General features: G+C 74.9%; 17 protein-coding genes. 7 read left to right on the top strand and 10 right to left on the bottom strand.

The genetic code is table 11. The features are described from left to right. Positions 1 to 19 precede the first annotated feature (19 nt). Positions 20 to 1,840 (top strand): acyltransferase, encoded by a 1,821-nt coding sequence (locus AC4H2G_RS10345; protein ID WP_494365667.1) that lies wholly within the window; start codon positions 20 to 22, stop codon positions 1,838 to 1,840. Continuing rightward, complete coding sequence (locus tag AC4H2G_RS10340) at positions 1,837 to 2,511, top strand: SDR family oxidoreductase (RefSeq protein ID WP_494365666.1); 675 nt, start codon at positions 1,837 to 1,839, stop codon at positions 2,509 to 2,511. The genes AC4H2G_RS10345 and AC4H2G_RS10340 overlap by 4 nt, the downstream gene beginning before the upstream one ends. A gap of 73 nt (positions 2,512 to 2,584) precedes the next feature. On the opposite strand, the gene AC4H2G_RS10335 is transcribed toward AC4H2G_RS10340, so the two are convergent. From AC4H2G_RS10335 to AC4H2G_RS10305, 7 genes are all read right to left on the bottom strand, one after another. After that, the gene (locus tag AC4H2G_RS10335) at positions 2,585 to 4,348 is read right to left on the bottom strand and encodes a M20/M25/M40 family metallo-hydrolase (protein WP_494365665.1); all 1,764 of its coding nucleotides are present in this window, start codon (positions 4,346 to 4,348) and stop codon (positions 2,585 to 2,587) included. A gap of 177 nt (positions 4,349 to 4,525) precedes the next feature. Next, positions 4,526 to 4,996 (bottom strand): hypothetical protein, encoded by a 471-nt coding sequence (locus AC4H2G_RS10330; protein ID WP_494365664.1) that lies wholly within the window; start codon positions 4,994 to 4,996, stop codon positions 4,526 to 4,528. A 104-nt stretch (positions 4,997 to 5,100) separates the two neighbouring features. Further along, positions 5,101 to 6,420, bottom strand: a complete 1,320-nt coding sequence (locus tag AC4H2G_RS10325) for an NAD(P)/FAD-dependent oxidoreductase (protein WP_494365663.1) — start codon at positions 6,418 to 6,420, stop codon at positions 5,101 to 5,103. Positions 6,421 to 6,550: 130 nt separating this feature from the next. Continuing rightward, positions 6,551 to 8,410 (bottom strand): AMP-binding protein, encoded by a 1,860-nt coding sequence (locus AC4H2G_RS10320; RefSeq protein ID WP_494365761.1) that lies wholly within the window; start codon positions 8,408 to 8,410, stop codon positions 6,551 to 6,553. Between the two features lie 60 nt (positions 8,411 to 8,470). After that, on the bottom strand, positions 8,471 to 8,758 hold the full coding sequence (locus AC4H2G_RS10315; RefSeq protein ID WP_494365662.1) for a hypothetical protein: 288 nt from the start codon (positions 8,756 to 8,758) through the stop codon (positions 8,471 to 8,473). Between the two features lie 12 nt (positions 8,759 to 8,770). Further along, positions 8,771 to 9,289, bottom strand: coding sequence for a hypothetical protein (locus tag AC4H2G_RS10310; RefSeq protein ID WP_494365661.1), 519 nt, complete (start codon positions 9,287 to 9,289; stop codon positions 8,771 to 8,773). After that, a complete protein-coding gene (locus AC4H2G_RS10305) occupies positions 9,286 to 9,897 on the bottom strand; it encodes a class I SAM-dependent methyltransferase (RefSeq protein WP_494365660.1) in 612 nt (203 codons plus the stop codon). The genes AC4H2G_RS10310 and AC4H2G_RS10305 overlap by 4 nt, the downstream gene beginning before the upstream one ends. A gap of 34 nt (positions 9,898 to 9,931) precedes the next feature. On the opposite strand from AC4H2G_RS10305, the gene AC4H2G_RS10300 reads away from it, so the two are divergent. Together AC4H2G_RS10300 and AC4H2G_RS10295 are read left to right on the top strand one after the other, a co-directional pair. After that, positions 9,932 to 10,657, top strand: coding sequence for an MOSC domain-containing protein (locus tag AC4H2G_RS10300; protein ID WP_494365659.1), 726 nt, complete (start codon positions 9,932 to 9,934; stop codon positions 10,655 to 10,657). A gap of 115 nt (positions 10,658 to 10,772) precedes the next feature. Beyond that, complete coding sequence (locus AC4H2G_RS10295; RefSeq protein ID WP_494365658.1) at positions 10,773 to 12,104, top strand: enterochelin esterase domain-containing protein; 1,332 nt, start codon at positions 10,773 to 10,775, stop codon at positions 12,102 to 12,104. 41 nt (positions 12,105 to 12,145) lie between these two features. Here AC4H2G_RS10295 and AC4H2G_RS10290 read toward each other — a convergent pair whose 3' ends face one another. Together AC4H2G_RS10290 and AC4H2G_RS10285 are read right to left on the bottom strand one after the other, a co-directional pair. Continuing rightward, the gene (locus tag AC4H2G_RS10290) at positions 12,146 to 12,715 is read right to left on the bottom strand and encodes a PH domain-containing protein (RefSeq protein WP_494365657.1); all 570 of its coding nucleotides are present in this window, start codon (positions 12,713 to 12,715) and stop codon (positions 12,146 to 12,148) included. Between the two features lie 83 nt (positions 12,716 to 12,798). Continuing rightward, positions 12,799 to 13,443, bottom strand: coding sequence for a histidine phosphatase family protein (locus AC4H2G_RS10285; RefSeq protein WP_494365656.1), 645 nt, complete (start codon positions 13,441 to 13,443; stop codon positions 12,799 to 12,801). Positions 13,444 to 13,799: 356 nt separating this feature from the next. Between AC4H2G_RS10285 and AC4H2G_RS10280 the strand changes: the two genes are divergently transcribed. From AC4H2G_RS10280 to AC4H2G_RS10270, 3 genes are all read left to right on the top strand, one after another. Continuing rightward, complete coding sequence (locus AC4H2G_RS10280; protein WP_494365655.1) at positions 13,800 to 14,498, top strand: DinB family protein; 699 nt, start codon at positions 13,800 to 13,802, stop codon at positions 14,496 to 14,498. A 25-nt stretch (positions 14,499 to 14,523) separates the two neighbouring features. Next, the gene (locus AC4H2G_RS10275; protein WP_494365654.1) at positions 14,524 to 15,198 is read left to right on the top strand and encodes a DsbA family oxidoreductase; all 675 of its coding nucleotides are present in this window, start codon (positions 14,524 to 14,526) and stop codon (positions 15,196 to 15,198) included. 147 nt (positions 15,199 to 15,345) lie between these two features. Continuing rightward, positions 15,346 to 15,516 carry a hypothetical protein gene (locus AC4H2G_RS10270; RefSeq protein WP_494365653.1) on the top strand — a complete coding sequence of 57 codons (171 nt, stop codon included), beginning with the start codon at positions 15,346 to 15,348 and terminating at the stop codon, positions 15,514 to 15,516. A gap of 76 nt (positions 15,517 to 15,592) precedes the next feature. Here the strand turns inward: AC4H2G_RS10270 and AC4H2G_RS10265 are convergent, their stop codons facing one another. Further along, positions 15,593 to 16,615 (bottom strand): DNA-3-methyladenine glycosylase family protein, encoded by a 1,023-nt coding sequence (locus AC4H2G_RS10265; RefSeq protein WP_494365652.1) that lies wholly within the window; start codon positions 16,613 to 16,615, stop codon positions 15,593 to 15,595. Positions 16,616 to 16,743: the final 128 nt, after the last annotated feature.

The following is a 16,743-nucleotide window of genomic DNA, read 5'->3' as shown; positions in this document are numbered from 1 at the left end:
CTGTGCGAGCCTGGTGCGCGTGCCCGGCCCGCTGACCCCCGACTTCGCTCCCTGGACCTTCGACACCACCGCCTCGCCGGAGCAGCGCGAGGCCAACGACGAGCGCGTCGCGTCCCTCCGCGCGGCCGGCCACACGATCGGTGCCGGCTGCGTCGTGTCGGGCCTCGCCGACGTCGATCCCGACTCCCTCGCCCTCGGCGACCGCAGCTACGTCGCCGCCCACGTGCACATCACGGGCGACGTCGCGATCGGGGCGGACTGCTCCGTCAACGTCTCCGCCGCGATCCGCGGCCGCGTGACGATCGGTGACGCCGTCCGCATCGGCAGCCACACGAGCGTCCTCGGCTTCGACCACGCGTTCGACCGCGTGGACGTGCCCGTGTTCCGGCAGGGCCTCACGTCGCGCGGCATCACGATCGGCGACGACGTGTGGGTCGGTGCGCACGTCGTGATCCTCGACGGCGTCACCGTGGGCGACCACGCGGTCATCGGTGCGGGCGCCGTCGTCACGCGCGACGTGCCCGCGGACGCCGTGGCGGTCGGGAACCCCGCGCGCGTCGTCCGGGACCGTCGCACGGGCGAGCGGCCCGCCACCGTACCCGCGACCGCCACCGCCCGCGGGGCCGCCACCGCGTCCGCCCGGCGACCGGACCCCGACGCCGAGCGTGCGCGCCGGCTCGAGCGGTTCGGTGGCGAGGCGCTCGCCGCCCTGCCGACGCTCGTCGAGCGGGCCTTCGACGGCGAGCGCTATCGCGACGCGCCCGGCTCCCGGCCGACCGTGCGCGCGCACTGCGACGCCGTCGAGCTCGCGGCGCTCGCGGGTGGCGTCCCCGCGGGTTGGTCACGCGACGAGCACGTCCGGCGCCTCACGGACCTCGTCGGCCCGGACCGCCGCGTCCAGCAGCTCGGGCACGGGGAGGAGGCCCGGCCTGACGGCGCGCGATCTGACGGCGCGCGATCTGATGGCGCGTGGGCCGAGGGCCCGGGCGCTTACCACGTGCTGTGCGTCGGGTACGCGCTCGACCTGCTCGGCGCGGCGCTGCGCGCCGTGCCGCCCGTGGCAGCGAGCGCCGCCGAGATCGTGCGGAGGCTCGAGACGCTGCCGTGGACCACGAACGCGTGGGGTGCGGGCTCGACGGTCGACACTGTCGGCACTGCGCTGACGTTCGCGCGCGCGGCCGGCGTCGACGTACCCGACGGAGTCCGTGAGGCGCTCGTCGGCTGGCTCGTCGAGCACCGCGACCCGGTGACCGGGCTGTGGGGCTCGCCGCGCGCGGCCGACGGGTGGCGCGAGCCGGTCAACGGGACGTACCGGCTCGTGCGCGGCACGTTCGCGCAGTGGCGGACGCCCCTCGGGCTCGGGCGCGAGCTCACGGACTCGGTCCTGCGGCACGCGGCCGGCGGGGTGCTCGACGCGCCGCGCGTCACCGCGTGCGACGCGCTCGACGTCGTGCACCTCCTGTGGTGGGCGCGCCGGTGCGGCGCCGACGGCTACCGCACGGCCGAGGCGGACGACGTCGCCCGCCACGTCCTCGACGGGATCGCGGAGCGCTGGACGCCGGACGGGCTGGCCTTCGCCCCGGAGGGTTCCCGGACGGCTCGGGGCAGCACGGCGTCGGGGGTCCCCGACGGGTCGCCGAGCCTCCAGGGCACCGAGATGTGGCTCGCGACCGCGTGGTACGCCGCGGACCTCCTGGGCCGCTCGGGCGTGCTCGGCTGGGTGCCCCGCGGCATCCACGCCCCCGCGCCGCGCGCCTCAGCGGCCACCCCGGGTGGCGGCAGGCCCGCTCCCGGGCCACGGTGGAGCCTCACCCAGCACCCACGGAAGGACGTCCCATGAAGGTCGCCGTCATCGGAGCGCACGGCAAGGTCGGCCGGCTGCTCCTGCCGATCCTCGCGGACCGCGGTGAGCACGCGGCGGGAGTCGTGCGGCGCGAGGAGCAGGTGCCGCTCGTCCGCTCCCTCGGCGCGGAGCCCGTCCTGCTCGACGTCGAGCACGCGTCGACCGAGCAGATCGCCGCGGCGCTCACGGGGTTCGACGCCGTCGTCTGGTCGGCCGGAGCCGGTGGCGGCGATCCGGAGCGCACCTACGCCGTCGACCGCGACGCCGCGATCCGGTCGATGGACGCCGCGGCGTCGGCGGGGGTCCGTCGCTACGTCATGGTGTCGTGGATCGGCTCGGTCCCCGAGCACGGAGTCCCCGAGGACAACGGCTTCTTCGCGTACGCCGACGCGAAGCTCGCCGCGGACGACCACCTGCGCGGGACCGGCCTCGACTGGACGATCCTCGGGCCGGGCACGCTGACCGACGACGACCCGACCGGCGCGATCACGGTCCTCGCGGACGGCGCCGAGACACCGGAGGGCGCGGCATCGCAGGTGTCCCGGGCCGACGTCGCGATGGCCGTGACGCAGGTGCTGCGCACGCCCGGGACCGTCGGCCGGTTCGTGCGGTTCACCGCCGGCGACGCGCCGATCCTCGAGGTGTTCGCGGAGCAGCCGGGCGCCTGACGTCGACCGTCGGGCACGAGAACGGCGACCGGGTCCTCGCGGAACCGGTCGCCGTCCCGGCGCTCGCTGGGCGTCAGCCGCAGCTGATCGCGTCGTACGGCACGTCGTAGTACTGGTGCCGGGGGTCGCCGTCGTTCCAGCGGTAGGCGCTGACGGTGGCGCTGCCCGCCTCGACCGAGGCGGAGCGGGTGCTGAACGACTGGTACGCGTTCTTGTCCGACCCGACCTTGGTGAACTTCTTCTGGCCGAAGTCCGTCGCGATCCGGACGTCCGCCCACCCGGTCTCGTCGTTCGTCGCGCGCACCGCGACGTACGCCGTGCCGTTCACGCAACGGGTCTCCGCGGTGAGCGCGGTGAGCTCGGGGTTGCCCGCGCCGTTGACCGCGAACGTGTCGTCGGCGAGGGACGCGACCGCGTGGGCGATCGCGCGCGACATGATGTCGAGCGCGGTCGGGTCCACGTTGTCGATCGTGTCCTGCGGCGAGTGGTAGTTCGGGTCGTAGAAGATGCCCTCGGTGCCGCCGAACAGCGCGACCTCCTCGGCCGTCTTCTGGCCGTCGGCCCCCGTGAACAGGCCGGACGACGGGACGCCGTTGTTGATGAAGGCCTGGTAGTCGGAGCGGCCCGAGAACTCGGTGTCGACCCACGGCTGCCCGATCTGGTCGAAGTAGTCCGTGAAGACGTCCTCGGTCTCCGGCGAGCCCGCCGGCACCTCGACGGGCGCCTCGTACGTCGACTCGTCCGCGTCGTACACGCCGATGATGTAGTTCGGCGACCCGACCATGTCGAAGTTCAGGTACGTCGCGATGTCGTCGAGCGCCGCGGGGTCGTTCGCGACGAGGTCGTCGACGTAGTGCGTCGACCCGACGAGCCCGACCTCCTCCGCACCCCACCACGCGAACCGGACCGCGTTGTCCGGCCAGCCGTCGGTCTCCGCGGCCGCGGCGAGCTGCACGGCGACCTCGAGGATCGCCATCGAGCCGGTCCCGTTGTCGTTGATGCCCGGGCCCTCCTCGACGCCGTCGAGGTGCGCGCCGGCCATGACGACGTTGTTCGTCCGGCCGCCCGGCGTCTGGGCGATGACGTTGAAGGTCTCGAACTCGTCGACGTGGTACTGGTAGTCGTAGGTCGCCTCGGCGGCGGCGCCCCCCTCGAGCGCGGCGAGGATCGCCTGGCCGTCGGACAGCGAGAGACCGACCGTCGGGACCCACGAGCCCGCGGCACCGAGCGTCGGGTTCAGCGGCTCGTCGACGTTGTTGTAGAGGATCACCGCGACGGCCCCGTCGGCCATGGCGTTCGTGACCTTGATCGAGAAGGCGCACGAGCCGCGGCTGACGAGCGCGACGGCGCCCGTCGCGTCGACGCCGTCCCAGTCCGCGGCGGTGCAGCCGTGGCGCGGACCGTCGACGGGCTGGACGATCGGCCCCGTGACGCCGTCGTCCGGGGTGGCGGGGGAGAACTCCGCGGCGTAGAGGTCGTCGGCCGGCGCGACGCCCGCCGCCGTGAGCGACAGGTCGTCCACGACGAAGTCCTCGAACGTGAAGTACTGGCGTTCGGGCGTGTAGCCGGCGGCCGTGAGGGCCTCCTCGACGTACACGGCGCTGGCCTCGTACCCGGGGGTCTCGAGCGCACGGCTGTTGCCGTTCGCGTCGGCGATGGCCTGCAGGTCCTCCAGACGATCCATGACCGCGTCGCCGGTGACGAGGTCCTCGAGCGGGAGCGGGTCTGCGGCGGCGCGCAGGGCGCCGGCGGGGGCAGCGCCCACCGGCGCGGCGGACAGGACCGCGAGCACGAGGCTCGCGGCGGCTGCGGACGGGACGAACGTTCGTGGTCTCACGCATCCTCCTCGGCAGTGGCCCTCGCAGGCCGCCCCCGGTCGTGCCGAGGGGTCAGCCGAGTCGCACACGAGACGCGACGCTGCGAGGACTCGTGTGATCGTGAGCGTAGGCGCTGCCGGGACCGCCGTCGAGAGGTCGACGCCTCGTGCTCCGGTGCGAGCGCGCCTCAGGGCCGGTCAGGGGCACTGGCGCGCGTTGGGCGCGGCGGCGAGCACGACCTCGGCGGACTCCAGGGTGAAGTTCCCCGCGGCGGGTTCGTGCCCGCACACGGTCCAGCCGTTCGACTGCCCCGCGACGGCGTCGCCGCGGCGGGCGTCGACGACGAGGACCGTCGTCGCGCCCTCACCGTCGAGCGTGCGCCGGGCCTGCTTGAGCGACGTCTCGACGAGGTCCGGCATGCTGTAGCCCGGCTCGATGCTGACGCGGACCTCGACGCCGTCGCTGCCGCCGGGGAGCGACGGGTCGGACGGGTCGGTGGTCGGCGTGGTCGTCGGCTCGCCGGTGGGCTCCGCCGAGGGGGTGCCGGTCGGGCTCGTCGTCGGAGACGGTCCGGGCGTCGGGGTCCCGGGCCAGGCTGGCGCCTTGCAGGCGCCCAGGACGCCCACGGCGACCACGACCGTCGCGACCACCGCGCCTCGACGTACCACGTCCAGCACCACTACCCCCGATCCAGCGGGGCGACCGCGCGGTCGCGCCCTGCGCCTCCGAGGGTACGCGAGGCGCGGGGCCCGCGAGCGCGCGGCGAGGCGGTTCAGACCGACCTGTCCGCGATGTCCGGACGGTCCGTGCCGGCGGGCTTCTTCGGGGGACGGATCGTCGGCACGTCGCCCACGATGGGGATGGGGCGGCGGTGGAACGGGAACCCGTACCGGGTGACCAGGCCCGCGAGCGTCGTCAGGCGGTTGCGCGGCCCGATGAGGCCCATGATGTGCACGAACAGCCAGGCGAGCCACGCGACCCCGCGCGTGAGGCGGATCTTCCCGACGACCTCGGCGATCGCGGCGCGTCGCCCGATGACGGCCATGGTGCCCTTGTCGAAGTAGCGCAGGGGCGTCGTCGGGCGTCCGTCGACGAGGGCCCGGACGTTGCGCGCGACCTGCGTGCCCGACTGGATCGCGGGCTGCGCGAGCTGAGGCAGACCCGCAGGCGAGACGGCGATGTCGCCCGCTGCGAACACGCCGGGCAGGCCCTCGACCTGCAGGTCCTCGCCGACGACGACGCGCCCGCCCTCGCCGCGCGGCAGGCCCCAGTCGTCGACCTCCTCGTGCGGGCTGACGCCCGCCGACCAGACGGTGAGGTCGGAGTGGATGCGCGTGCCGTCGGTGAGCACGACGGCGTCCGGCAGGACCTCCGCGACGCCGGCCCCGAGGTGCAGGCTCACGTCGCGCCGGCGCAGCTCGTCGGCGGCGTAGCGGCGCAGCCGCGGGTGGAAGGACTTGAGCACCTCGGCGCCGCGCTGGACGATCTTCACCTCGAACGCGTCGCCGTGGATCTCGGGGTACGCGGGCCGCAGCCCGGCGGTGCGCAGCTCGGCGAGCGCCCCGGCGACCTCGACGCCCGTCGCGCCGCCGCCCACGACGACGACCCGCAGCCCGTCGTCGGTGCCGGGGGTCGACGCCGCCTTCTCGAGCCGGACGAAGAGCGTGTCGCGGATCTTCATCGCCTGGGACCGCGAGTACATGGGGAACGAGTTCTCCTTGGCGCCGGGGGTGCCGAAGAAGTTGGCGGTGACGCCGTTGGCGAGCACGAGGTAGTCGTAGCCGACCCACTCGTCGTTGAGGAGCCGGATGCGCCGCCCTTCGTGGTCGATGCCGACGAGGTGCTCGTGCACGACCCGCACGTTCTTCTGCTTGAGCCGCAGCCCGCGCAGGAAGTACGTGACGTCGCCCGGGTTCAGGCCGCCTGTCGCCACCTGGTACAGCAGCGGCTGGAACGTGTTGTAGACCCGGCGGTCGACGAGCGTGACCCGTACCGGGGCCTTCGCGAGCTCCTTGACCACGGCGAGACCGGCGAACCCGGCGCCGACCACCACGACGTGCGGCAGGGCGGTGGGTGGGGCGGACTCGGGCACGGGGCCTCCTCGAAGGGCGACGGGTGGTAGGGCCCGACGGCGCCCGCCACCTGCGTCGCGGACGTCGCCGACGACGCCAGACAGGTTACGGCGGGTGCGCGCCGTCGGCGAACCGGTGGGCGCCGCGCCGTCAGCCGCGGTGGCGCTCGACGTCGTCGCGGCCGAGGAGGTCCTCGCGGACCACGCGGCGCAGGACCTTGCCGATCTGTGAGCGCGGCAGCTCCGGCACGACGGCGAGCGTCCGCGGCAGCGCGTACCGGGCGAGACGCTTCTCGCCCCACTCCCGGACCGCGGCGAGGTCGACGCGCGGCGGCGACCCGCCGTCGTCGGCCCCGACCGGACCGCCGGGCGCCTCGTCCAGGACGAGGACCGCGGCGACCTGCTCGTCCGAGCCCGCGCCGGGAAGCCCCACGACGGCGACGTCGCGCACGCCGGGCATCTGCCGCAGGTGCTCCTCGACCTGCGACGGGTACACCTTGAAGCCGCCGGTGACGATCATCTCCTTGATGCGGTCGACGAGTGTGACCGTGCCGGCGTCGGGACCGTCGAGCGGTACCTCCACGACGTCGCCCGTGCGCAGCCAGCCGTCGTCGAGGAGCTGGCCCGCGGTCTCGTCGGGGCGCTGCCAGTAGCCCTGGAAGACCTGCGGGCCGCGGACGAGGAGCTCGCCCCGGACGGTCGGGACGCCGCCGTCCGGCGTGGTGGGCTCCGCGTCGCGCAGGTCGCCCGCGTCGAGCGCCTCGGCGTCGACGACGCGGATGTCCGTGCTCGGGAACGGCAGACCGAGGGTCCCGGGGCGCCGGTCGTCCGAGCACGGGTTGCCGAGCGCGATCGGCGACGTCTCCGTCATGCCGTAGCCCTCGATGAGCAGGCCGCCTGTGGCGTCTTCCCAGCGCTGCGCGGTCTCGGCTGTGATCGGCATCGCGCCGGCGAACGCGAGCCGGATGGACGACAGGTCGGTCCGGGGCGTCACCGCCCGGCCCTCGGTGTCCTCGCCGGTCGCCGCCGTCCCTGTCGCCGCCCCCGCGGCCGCGACGATCCGGTCGAACATCGGCGCGACACCGGGCAGGAAGGTGGCGGGCCGGCGCGACTGCGCCGCGACGAACGCCTGGGGATCGAACTTCGGGAACGCGACGAGCGTCGCGCCGATCCGGGCCGGCAGCGTGAGACAGAACGTCAGGCCGAACGCGTGGAAGAACGGCAGGACGCCGTAGACGACCTCCGCGCCCTCCGTGAACGCGGCCCACGCCTGGCCCTGCACGACGTTGGCGACGAGGTTGCGGTGCGTGAGGACGGCGCCCTTGGGCGTGCCCGTGGTGCCGCCCGTGTACTGGATGAGCGCGACGTCGTCGGCGGTGGGCTGGGGGAGCGCCGGGGGCAGGCGGCGGGCGCGGCGGACGAGGTCGTGCCAGTCGGCGACGCCCGGGGGGACCGGCCCGCGCAGCGCGTCGCGCTGGGCCCGAGCGCGCGCCACGGGCAGGCGCAGGGCGAGCCGCGAACCGGCGGGCAGGTCTCGCGCGATGTCGACCGCGACGACCGTGCGCAGGTCGGGTGCCGCGTGCTCCGGGCCGCCGCGCGCAGCGAGGACCGCGGGCACGGCTTTCGTCCACACGAGGGCGACGCTCGCACCGGAGTCCGCGAGCTGGTGCGCGAGCTCGTCGGCGGTGTAGGTCGGGTTGTGCTCGACGACGACCGCGCCCAGGCGCAGCACCGCGTAGAACGCGACGACGTGCGACGTCGAGTTCGGCAGGACGATCGCGACACGGTCGCCGCGCCGCACACCGAGGTCGTGCAGGGCACCGGCGGCACGGTCGACCTCGGCCACGAGCCGCGCGTAGGTGGTCGTCGCGCCGAAGAAGTCGAGCGCGACGCGTGTGGGCCAGCGCCCGGCGGCCGCGGTGAGGGCCGCGGTGACCGGCTCGTCGGGGATCGTGATCTCGGGAGGGACGCCCGGCGCGTACCGCGACGTCCAGAGGCTCGGCGTCAGCATGTTCACCGGACCACCGTAACTTACGGTTGCGTAGGTTGTGTGCCGTCGCTGTGCCGCCGGTCAGGCGGGGTACCAGCGTGCGCCCCACCGGCGGGTCAGGCGCCTGCCCGACGTCGCCGCGAGCGTCCGCGCGCCGGCCTCCACGGCGCGTGCCACCTCGTGCGCCGCCTCGTCGCCGTCGGCGAGGAAGCGCACCGTGATCCGTGCCTCGCCCCGCACGACGCCGACGTCGTACGCCTCGACGGTCGTGCGTCGGCGTCCTGCGGCGACGGCCGTCGGCAGGACCGACTCGGGGTCCGCACCGGGCCGCAGCAGCCCGACGGCGAGCGTGACGCGGTAGGAGGGCACGCGTACGCCCCGTCAGCCGAGCGCCGGCAGGCCGGCCTCGTCGCACGGGTCGAGCGCGACGGGCCCGGACAGGTCGAGGCGCACGACGTCGCCGTCGACGGTCACGCGCACCGACCACCCGGCGGGGTCCTCGGCCTCGACGTACGCCGACCCGCCGTGCTCGGGGTGCACGACGTCCGAGGGCGCGCCGAAGCCGTGCTCCTCGAGCGTGGGGGCGATCGCGTCGGGAACGTCCTCGAGCCGGTCGTAGGGCGACGCGCCGTCGCGCGTGGCGTGGGAGTCCAGGAGGACGACTACGCAGCGGCCGTCCTCCTGCCCCGTCGCCGTGGGGACGTGGTCGTCGGCCCAGCCGTCGGCGCCGAGCACGTCCTGGACGTCGGCGTGGATCGCCTGGCCTGCCTGCGCGTAGGACGCGAGCGCGTCGGGCGGTGGCGCGGGTCCCGACGGCTCGGCGCTGCCGCCGCACGCGGCCACCGCGACGAGCACGCCGAGGGCGAGGACCGGGCCGCCCGCGCGCCGTGCGGCGCTCACGAGGCGGAGAGCACGGCGACGAGGAAGTCGGCGTCCGGGGAGTACGGGCGCAGGTCCCACGTCGCGAGGGCGAGCTCCACGCGCAGTCCCGCCGCGACGACGTCGGCCAGGAACGCGTCGTGCGCGTATCCGCGTCCGGCACCGAACCCGACGACGGCCCGGCCGCCCGGCGCGAGGTGTGCCCTGAACCGCCGGAGCACCTCGACCTCCGTGCCCGGCGCGAGGAACGTCATGACGTTGCCCGCGCACACGATCGCGTCGAACGGTTCGGCCACGCCCTCCGCGGGCAGGTCGAGCTCCGCGAGGTCCCCGACGCGCCAGTCGGGGCCCGGGTGGTCCCCGCGCGCGGCCTCGACGAGCACCGGGTCGACGTCGACGCCGACCACGACGTGCCCGCGCGCCGCGAGCTCGGCCCCCACGCGGCCGGGGCCGCAGCCCGCGTCGAGCACGCGCGAGCCGCGCGGCAGCATCGCGTCGACGAGACGCGCCTCGCCCGCGAGGTCGGCGCCCTCGGCGGCCATGCTGCGGAACCTTTCGACGTACCAGGTGGAGTGGGACGGGTCGGCGGCGACCTTCTGCTCCCAGCGGGAGGGACGGGCGGTGCTCATTCCCCGACCGTACCCGGGCTGCGACAATCCGAGGATGAGCACCGCGACCACCGCCCCCGTGACCGATCTCGCGTCGTCCGCCCCGACCGGCGCGCTGCTCGCCGTGTGCCGTGTGCACGCGCTCCTGCCCGACGCCGGCCCCATCGGTGTCACGGCGATCGACAAGCGACCCGTCGACGGCCCGGTCAAGGTGCGCCGTCTCGGGCTCTACGCCGACGTGCAGGCCGACCGCGCCGACCACGGCGGCGAGGACCAGGCCGTGTACGCGTACGGGCAGGACGACGCCGAGTGGTGGGCCGGGGAGCTCGGGCGCGAGGTGACGCCGGGGCTGTTCGGCGAGAACCTGCGCGTGCAGGGCGTCCCGGTGAGCGGCGCCGTCGTGGGCGAGCGGTGGTCCGTCGGGACGGCGTTGCTCGAGGTGACCCTCCCGCGCACTCCGTGCGCGACGTTCGCGCGGTACCTGGGCGAGGAGAGGTGGGTCAAGCGGTTCGCCGTCGCGAACCGGACCGGCGCGTACCTGCGGGTCGTGCGCTCCGGCGAGCTCCGCGCGGGCGACGCCGTGACCGTCTGCTACCGGCCCGAGCACGGCGTGACGCTCCAGGACTGGTTCGGCGCGTGGACCGGCCGCGGGTCCGACCCGGAGCGCGCCGCCGACGTCGCCCGACGTCTCCTCGCGGCCCAGCTCGGCGGCGACATCACCCTCGCGGACGAGCTGCGCGAGCGCGCCGAGATCGCCGCCGGCCACGGGGTGGACGACTGAGGACGGACGGTCGACCGAGCCAGGCGAGCGGCCGGGGCCGGCTCGGGTCGGGGTGGACCGGCGGGTCGAACGGGCCGGCGGGTCGGGCGGGCCGGGTGCCGCTACCCTTCGTCAGGTGCAGGCCACGTCACCCGCGTCCGTCGTCCGTGATCTTCGGCCGCTCCTCCGCGAGGGCCTGCGCGGGCGGCTGTCGCTGATCGCGGAGAGGCTGTGCGACGTCGTCGCCAGCCCTGCGGCAGTGGGCTCCGACGCGTGGTGGGACGAGGTCGCCCGGATCGGCACGCCGCTGCGCGTCCCCGGCCCCGGGGCGACCGACCTCACGCTCTTCCTCCACCGGGACGCGCGCGCCGCGGCCGTCTACGTCGACGTCCAGCCGTTCGCCGACCGCTCACGCCTCGCGGACGGGCTCATGGAGCGCGTGCCCGGGACGGACGTGTGGTGGGCGGCGTTCGCGACCGGCCCGGAGTGGGTCTCCGGGTACGGCTTCCTCCCGCTCGACGAGGAGCCCGTCGCCCCGGGCGCCAGGAACGACCCGGCGACCCGCGCGTGGTGGCTCGACCTCGTGGGTCGCTCCGTCCACGACGCGCTCAACCCGTCGCCGTCGTACCGGGGTCTGCGGGGCGAGGCCCGCTCGGTCGCGCGCGGCCCGCGCGCGCCGCGCCCGCCCGCACTGCCCGACGGCGCGCCGCGCGGTGTCCTCGAACGGCGCGACTGGCAGCGACCCGGCGCGGGCGCTTACCCCGTGTGGACCTACGTGCCGTCGGCCGCGGCCCACGCGCCGGTCGGGTCCCCCGTCGCAGGCCGGCGCGAGCTGCCGCTCGTCGTGCTGCACGACGGCCTGGTCTGGGCCGAACAGCTCGACGCCCGCTCGCTGTTCGACGCGCTCGTCCGCCGCACGGTCACGCCGTTCGTCGCCGTGCTCGTGGGCTCGCCGACCCCGGCCGAGCGCGGGCGGGACCTGCCCGGCAGCACGGCGTTCTACGACGACCTCGCCGACCACCTGCTGCCCGAGGTCACGCGGGACCTCGCGGACCGCGGGGTGCGCGTGACGCGCGACCCCGCGCTGACCGTCGCGGCCGGGCAGAGCCTCGGCGGCCTCGCGGCGTTCCAGGAGGTGCGGCACCGTCCGGACCGGTTCGGGAACGCGCTCGCGCAGTCCGGGTCGCTGTGGTGGCCGGACCTCGACGACGAGTCGGCGCGCGACGTCGCCGGCTGGCTCCGGACCGCGCCCCCGCGCACCGGCCGCACGGTGCTGCAGGTCGGCGCCCACGAGGGGACGATCACGGACGCGAACCGTGAGGTGCGGGACCTGCTGCGCGGCCGACGCGAGCACGTGGTCCTCACCGAGGTCGACGGCGGCCACGACTGGGCGTGGTGGCACGCGTGCCTCGGCACCGGTCTGGCGGAGATCCTCGGTCCGCCGAAGGGGACGGGGTGGTCGCGCTGAGCGTCAGCCGTCCCCCGCGTGCGGGGTGGTCGCGCTGAGCGTCAGCCGTGCTCGGCGCGCGGGATGCGCGGCGCGCGGGGACCTCGGGGTCCGCGCGACGGCTCGTTCGGCGGCCACTCGCCGTCGTCCGACCCGTCGTCGGCGCTGAAGAGGAGGTCGTGCAGCCGGACCTGCACGTTCTCGACGTCGGGGACGTCGTGCAGCTCGAGACCCGGCTTGTCGGTGGCGTCGGAGATGACGAGCGTCCCGCACCCGAAGAGCCGGTCGATCGGGCCCTTCTCGTAGTTGACGTCGTTGATGCGGTAGAGCGGGATGTCGCGGCCGGTGCGCGTGATGATGCCGGTGCGCAGCGAGATGCGCTTGTTCGTCACCGTGTACTCGGTGGTGCGCCAGCGCAGCCACGGCACGAAGACCCAGATCACGGCCGCGACGAGCGCGGCACCGGCGATCACCCAGCGCACGACCGGGTCCGGGACGAGGACCACCGCGACGACGACCGCCACGACGAGGAGCGCGAGCAGCGCGAGCGGCCAGAACAGCGCCTTCGCGTGCTCCTTGAGCTCCATGACGACGTGCTCGCCCTCGGTGAGGTGCTTCTCGCTCAGTCCCATGGGGAGCATGGTGCCACCTCGTGAGGCCCCGGCCCAGAGGCGTCCCACCCCTGTGGACGGGCCGAGGACTGTCGGCACGACGATCAGGTCGCGGGCAGGTTCCAGCCCTCGATCGTGCGCAGGCCGTGGCCGTACCCGAGCAGGCAGATCGTCGCCGTGCCGAGCTCCAGGCGTGCGCCCAGCCCCGGTTCGACGCCGAGCCACACGGTCGCGAGGACGCGCAGCACGTGCCCGTGGGCGAAGAGGACGACGTCGCCGCCGTCGCGCAGCGTCGGCTCGACCCGGGCGAGGACGCGGGCGCACCGGGCGGCCACGTCGTCGAGCGCCTCGCCGCGGTGCCGGTCGGGCGAGGACAGCACGTTGACCCCGTCCCGGAAGACGAGCCACTCGCGTCCGAGCTGGGCGGAGATCTCGCGCGTCGTGCGGCCCTCCACCGGCCCGTAGTCCCACTCGACGAGGTCGTCGTCCGTCGGGACGTCCGCGAACCCGGCGAGGTCGGCGGTGCGCCGCGCCCGCTGCCGGGGGCTGGCGAGCACGACGGCGGGGCGTCGCCCTCGCGCGTCGGCCCAACGCTGCAACCACACACCTGCCGCGACCGCCTGCTGCTCGCCCGCGACCGTGAGCGGGATGTCGCTGCGGCCGGTGTGCTTGCCCGTGGCGCTCCACTCGGTCTCCCCGTGGCGGACGAGGACGAGCTGGGGGTCGGGTGCGGTGTCGTTCGCTGTCACGGGACGCCTTCCTGCTCAGGGTCCGACGGACTCGGGCCTCCCAGCAGGATCCCCCGCGCTCCCCGCGGGCGCGCGGCGGGCCGCGCGGACGGACGGCCCGGCGTCAGTCGGGGACGCCGTCGACCCCGTTGACCGCGAGGAAGACGACGAGCGCGGCGAGGAGCACGACGGCGACCCCGGTCGCGACGAGCAGGACGGTGCGGGGACGTAGACGCACGGCGGTTCTCCGGTGGGTCTCGGCGGGTGGGGTGTCGGGTGGCGTCCGGGTACCTGGCGCGCCGGGTGGGCGGCGGCTGGTGTGGGTGCCTCGTCCTAGTCTCGCGCACGTCGGGACGGTCGAGGGTCGGGAGACGGCGATGGCGCACGCGGACGAGCACGGCACTGACGGCATCGAGGGCATTGGCGGCACCGATGGCACTGAGGCTGCCGGCGCAGAGCAGCACGGCTACGGGAGCCCTGAGTTCGACTGGTCGGTGCTCTCCGTCCCGACGGCGTCCGCCGTCGTCCGAGGTCAGCTGGGCTTCTCGTGGCTCGTCCTCGCGGACCGCCTGGCCACCGTGACGCAGGCCGAGCTCGAGTGGGAACCGGGTCCGGACGCGCTGCGGGTCGTGCGGCGCGGTGAGGAGCGTTCGTCGCGCACGCTCGGACCGGGGGAGTGGGTCATGGAGTGGCCGGCCGGCTCCGAGTCGCCGCAGCCGCGCACGATCGCGTGGCTCGTCGCACACCTCACGGAGGCGTACGTCGAGCGCTGGGAGTGGACGTTCGGCGGCCACGAGCGACGGCGGGACGCGGTGCCGTTCTCGGGCGAGGTGGGTCCCGCCGTCGCCGGGCTGCGGGACGCTGTCGAGCGCTGGCGCGCCGACGTGGACGCGCTGGCCGACGAGGACGTGTTCACGGTCGGGCTGAGCCAGGCGACGGAGATCGACGCGCAGTCCCCGTTCGCCCATCTCGTCGCGCACATGAACCGCGAGCTGATCCACCACGGCGCGGAGATCATGGTGCTGCAGGACCTCTACCGCGCGGCGCACGTCACAGCGGCGCCGGGGAATCGGTGAGCCTCCGGGACAGTTGAACCGTCACATGACCCAGAACCCCTCGACGGTGAAGATCGACATCTGGTCCGACGTGGCGTGCCCGTGGTGCTACGTGGGCAAGCGACGTCTCGAGACGGCGCTCGGGCGCCTCGAGGAGAGCGGCTTCGCGCCGCAGGTCGAGATCGAGTACCACTCGTTCGAGCTGTCCCCGGACACGCCGGTCGACTTCGACGGGACGGAGGTCGACTTCCTCGCGGGACACAAGGGGATGCCGCGCGAGCAGGTCGAGCAGATGCTCGCGCAGATGACGCAGCTCGCCGCGGCCGAGGGGCTCGCGTACGACTTCGACGCCGTGCAGCACACGAAGACGCTGGCCGCCCACGAGCTGCTGCACCACGCGAAGGCGCACGGCAAGCAGGTCGAGATGAAGGAGCGACTGCTCAAGGCGTACTTCGAGGAGGGGCGGCACGTGGGCCGTGTCGAGACCCTCGCCGACCTCGCCGCGGAGGTCGGGCTCGACCGCGAGGAGACCGTCGCCGCGCTCGAGGACGGTCGGTACGCCGACGACGTGCAGGCGGACATCGACCAGGCCCGCGCCTACGGCATCAACGGCGTCCCGTTCTTCGTCGTCGACGGACGGTACGGAGTCTCAGGCGCGCAGGACCCCGCCGTGTTCGTGCAGGTGCTCGAACAGGCGGCTACCGAGGGTGCCGCGGCCTGAGCGGCGGCGACCGGAGCGACGCACGTCACAGCCGGTGCGGTGGTGCCGAGACGCGGTATCACTGACACTGGACAGACGCCCGCACCGCTGCCGGCACCGACTCCCCCGTGCACCGGAGCCCGTGAATCCCACGAGGAGGATCTCCCGATGACCGACACCACGCTCTTCCACTCGATCGCCAACCCGCGCCGCACGACCCTCATGACGGTGTCCGCGGCCGAGGCGGCGCCCCACCACGAGGAAGTGCAGACCTTCACGATGGTCGGCTCCGACGACGCCGGCACCTGCGTCGACGGGGTGTGCGCCCTCCCGGAGTGACCGTGAGTGCATGAAAGAGTCGCCGGATCGACCGATCCTGGCGACTCTTTCATGCACTCAGCGGGTGGGGTGGCCGTCAGTTCTGCCGGTGGTCCTGGATCGAGAGCTTCGGTCCGCGGCGCGGCGGACGTGCGCGCCCGGAGGTCTCCAGGAGGCGCACCACGCGGTAGCGGTGCGGCGCGTAGGGCGCGAGGAGCTCGAGCATGCGGTCGTCGTCGACGCGCTCGCCGACGAGTGCCCACCCCACCGCCTTCGACAGGTGGTAGTCGCCGACCGACACGGAGTCGGCGTCCCCGAGCGCGCGCTGCGCGACCTCGGCCGCCGTCCAGACGCCGACACCCGGGACGAGCCGGAGCCGCGCGTGCGCTGCGGGCGCCCCCTGGGCGTCGAGCACGTCGGCGCACTCCTCGAGCCGTCGCGCGACCTGGGCCGCCGCCCGCACGGTCCGTGCGCGTCCCGGGTCCACCCCGGCCCGGTGCCAGTCCCAGCTGGGGATGCCCGCCCAGGTCGCGGCGTCGGGCACGACGAGCATGCCGACCCCGCCCGCGGGACCGGGGGCGGGCTCGCCGTACCGGCGCACCAGTGAGATCCACGAGCGCCACGCGGCGACGGTCTGCACGCGCTGCTCGAGGATCGCGGGGACGAGCGCCTCGAGGACGCGACCGGTGCGGGGCACGCGCAGCCCGGCCGCCCGGCGGTGGACGTCGCGGAGCGGGGGCGGCGGGACGAACCCGGACGCGTCGTCCTGCTCGCCCAGGAGGGCCGGGAGCCCGTCGAGCGCCTCCTCGGCCCCCGGTCCCCACGCGTGGCAGACGACGTCGCGCGGCCCCGCCTGCGCGAGGCGGTACGTGACGGGCCCGGACGCGAGGCGGCTCGTCCGCCAGATCTCCCCGCTCGCCGACAGGCGGAAGGTCGGGTCGTAGGGACCGCGCACGAGACGGGCGAGCGTGAGGCGCAGGTCGAGCGGCCGGTCGGAGGAGAGGCGCCGAGCACGCGGCTCGTCCGCCGCGAGCACGGGATCGGCCACCGGTTCCGGGCGAGAACGGTCGACAGGCCCGTGCTCGGCGGGCTCCAGGCCCGTGCTCGGCGCGACGGTCACCGTCCCATGGTCGCACCCGTCACCGTGCCCGACGCCCGAGCACGCTGCCGAGCACGACACTGCCCGCTGCCGAACACGACATGGAGGTCGTTCTCGTCGGTTTGACGACACTCATGGCGTTCTCGGCG

The organism is Cellulosimicrobium sp. BMG9.23 (assembly GCF_059159985.1).
This window is presented reverse-complemented; position numbering and strand designations above follow the sequence as displayed.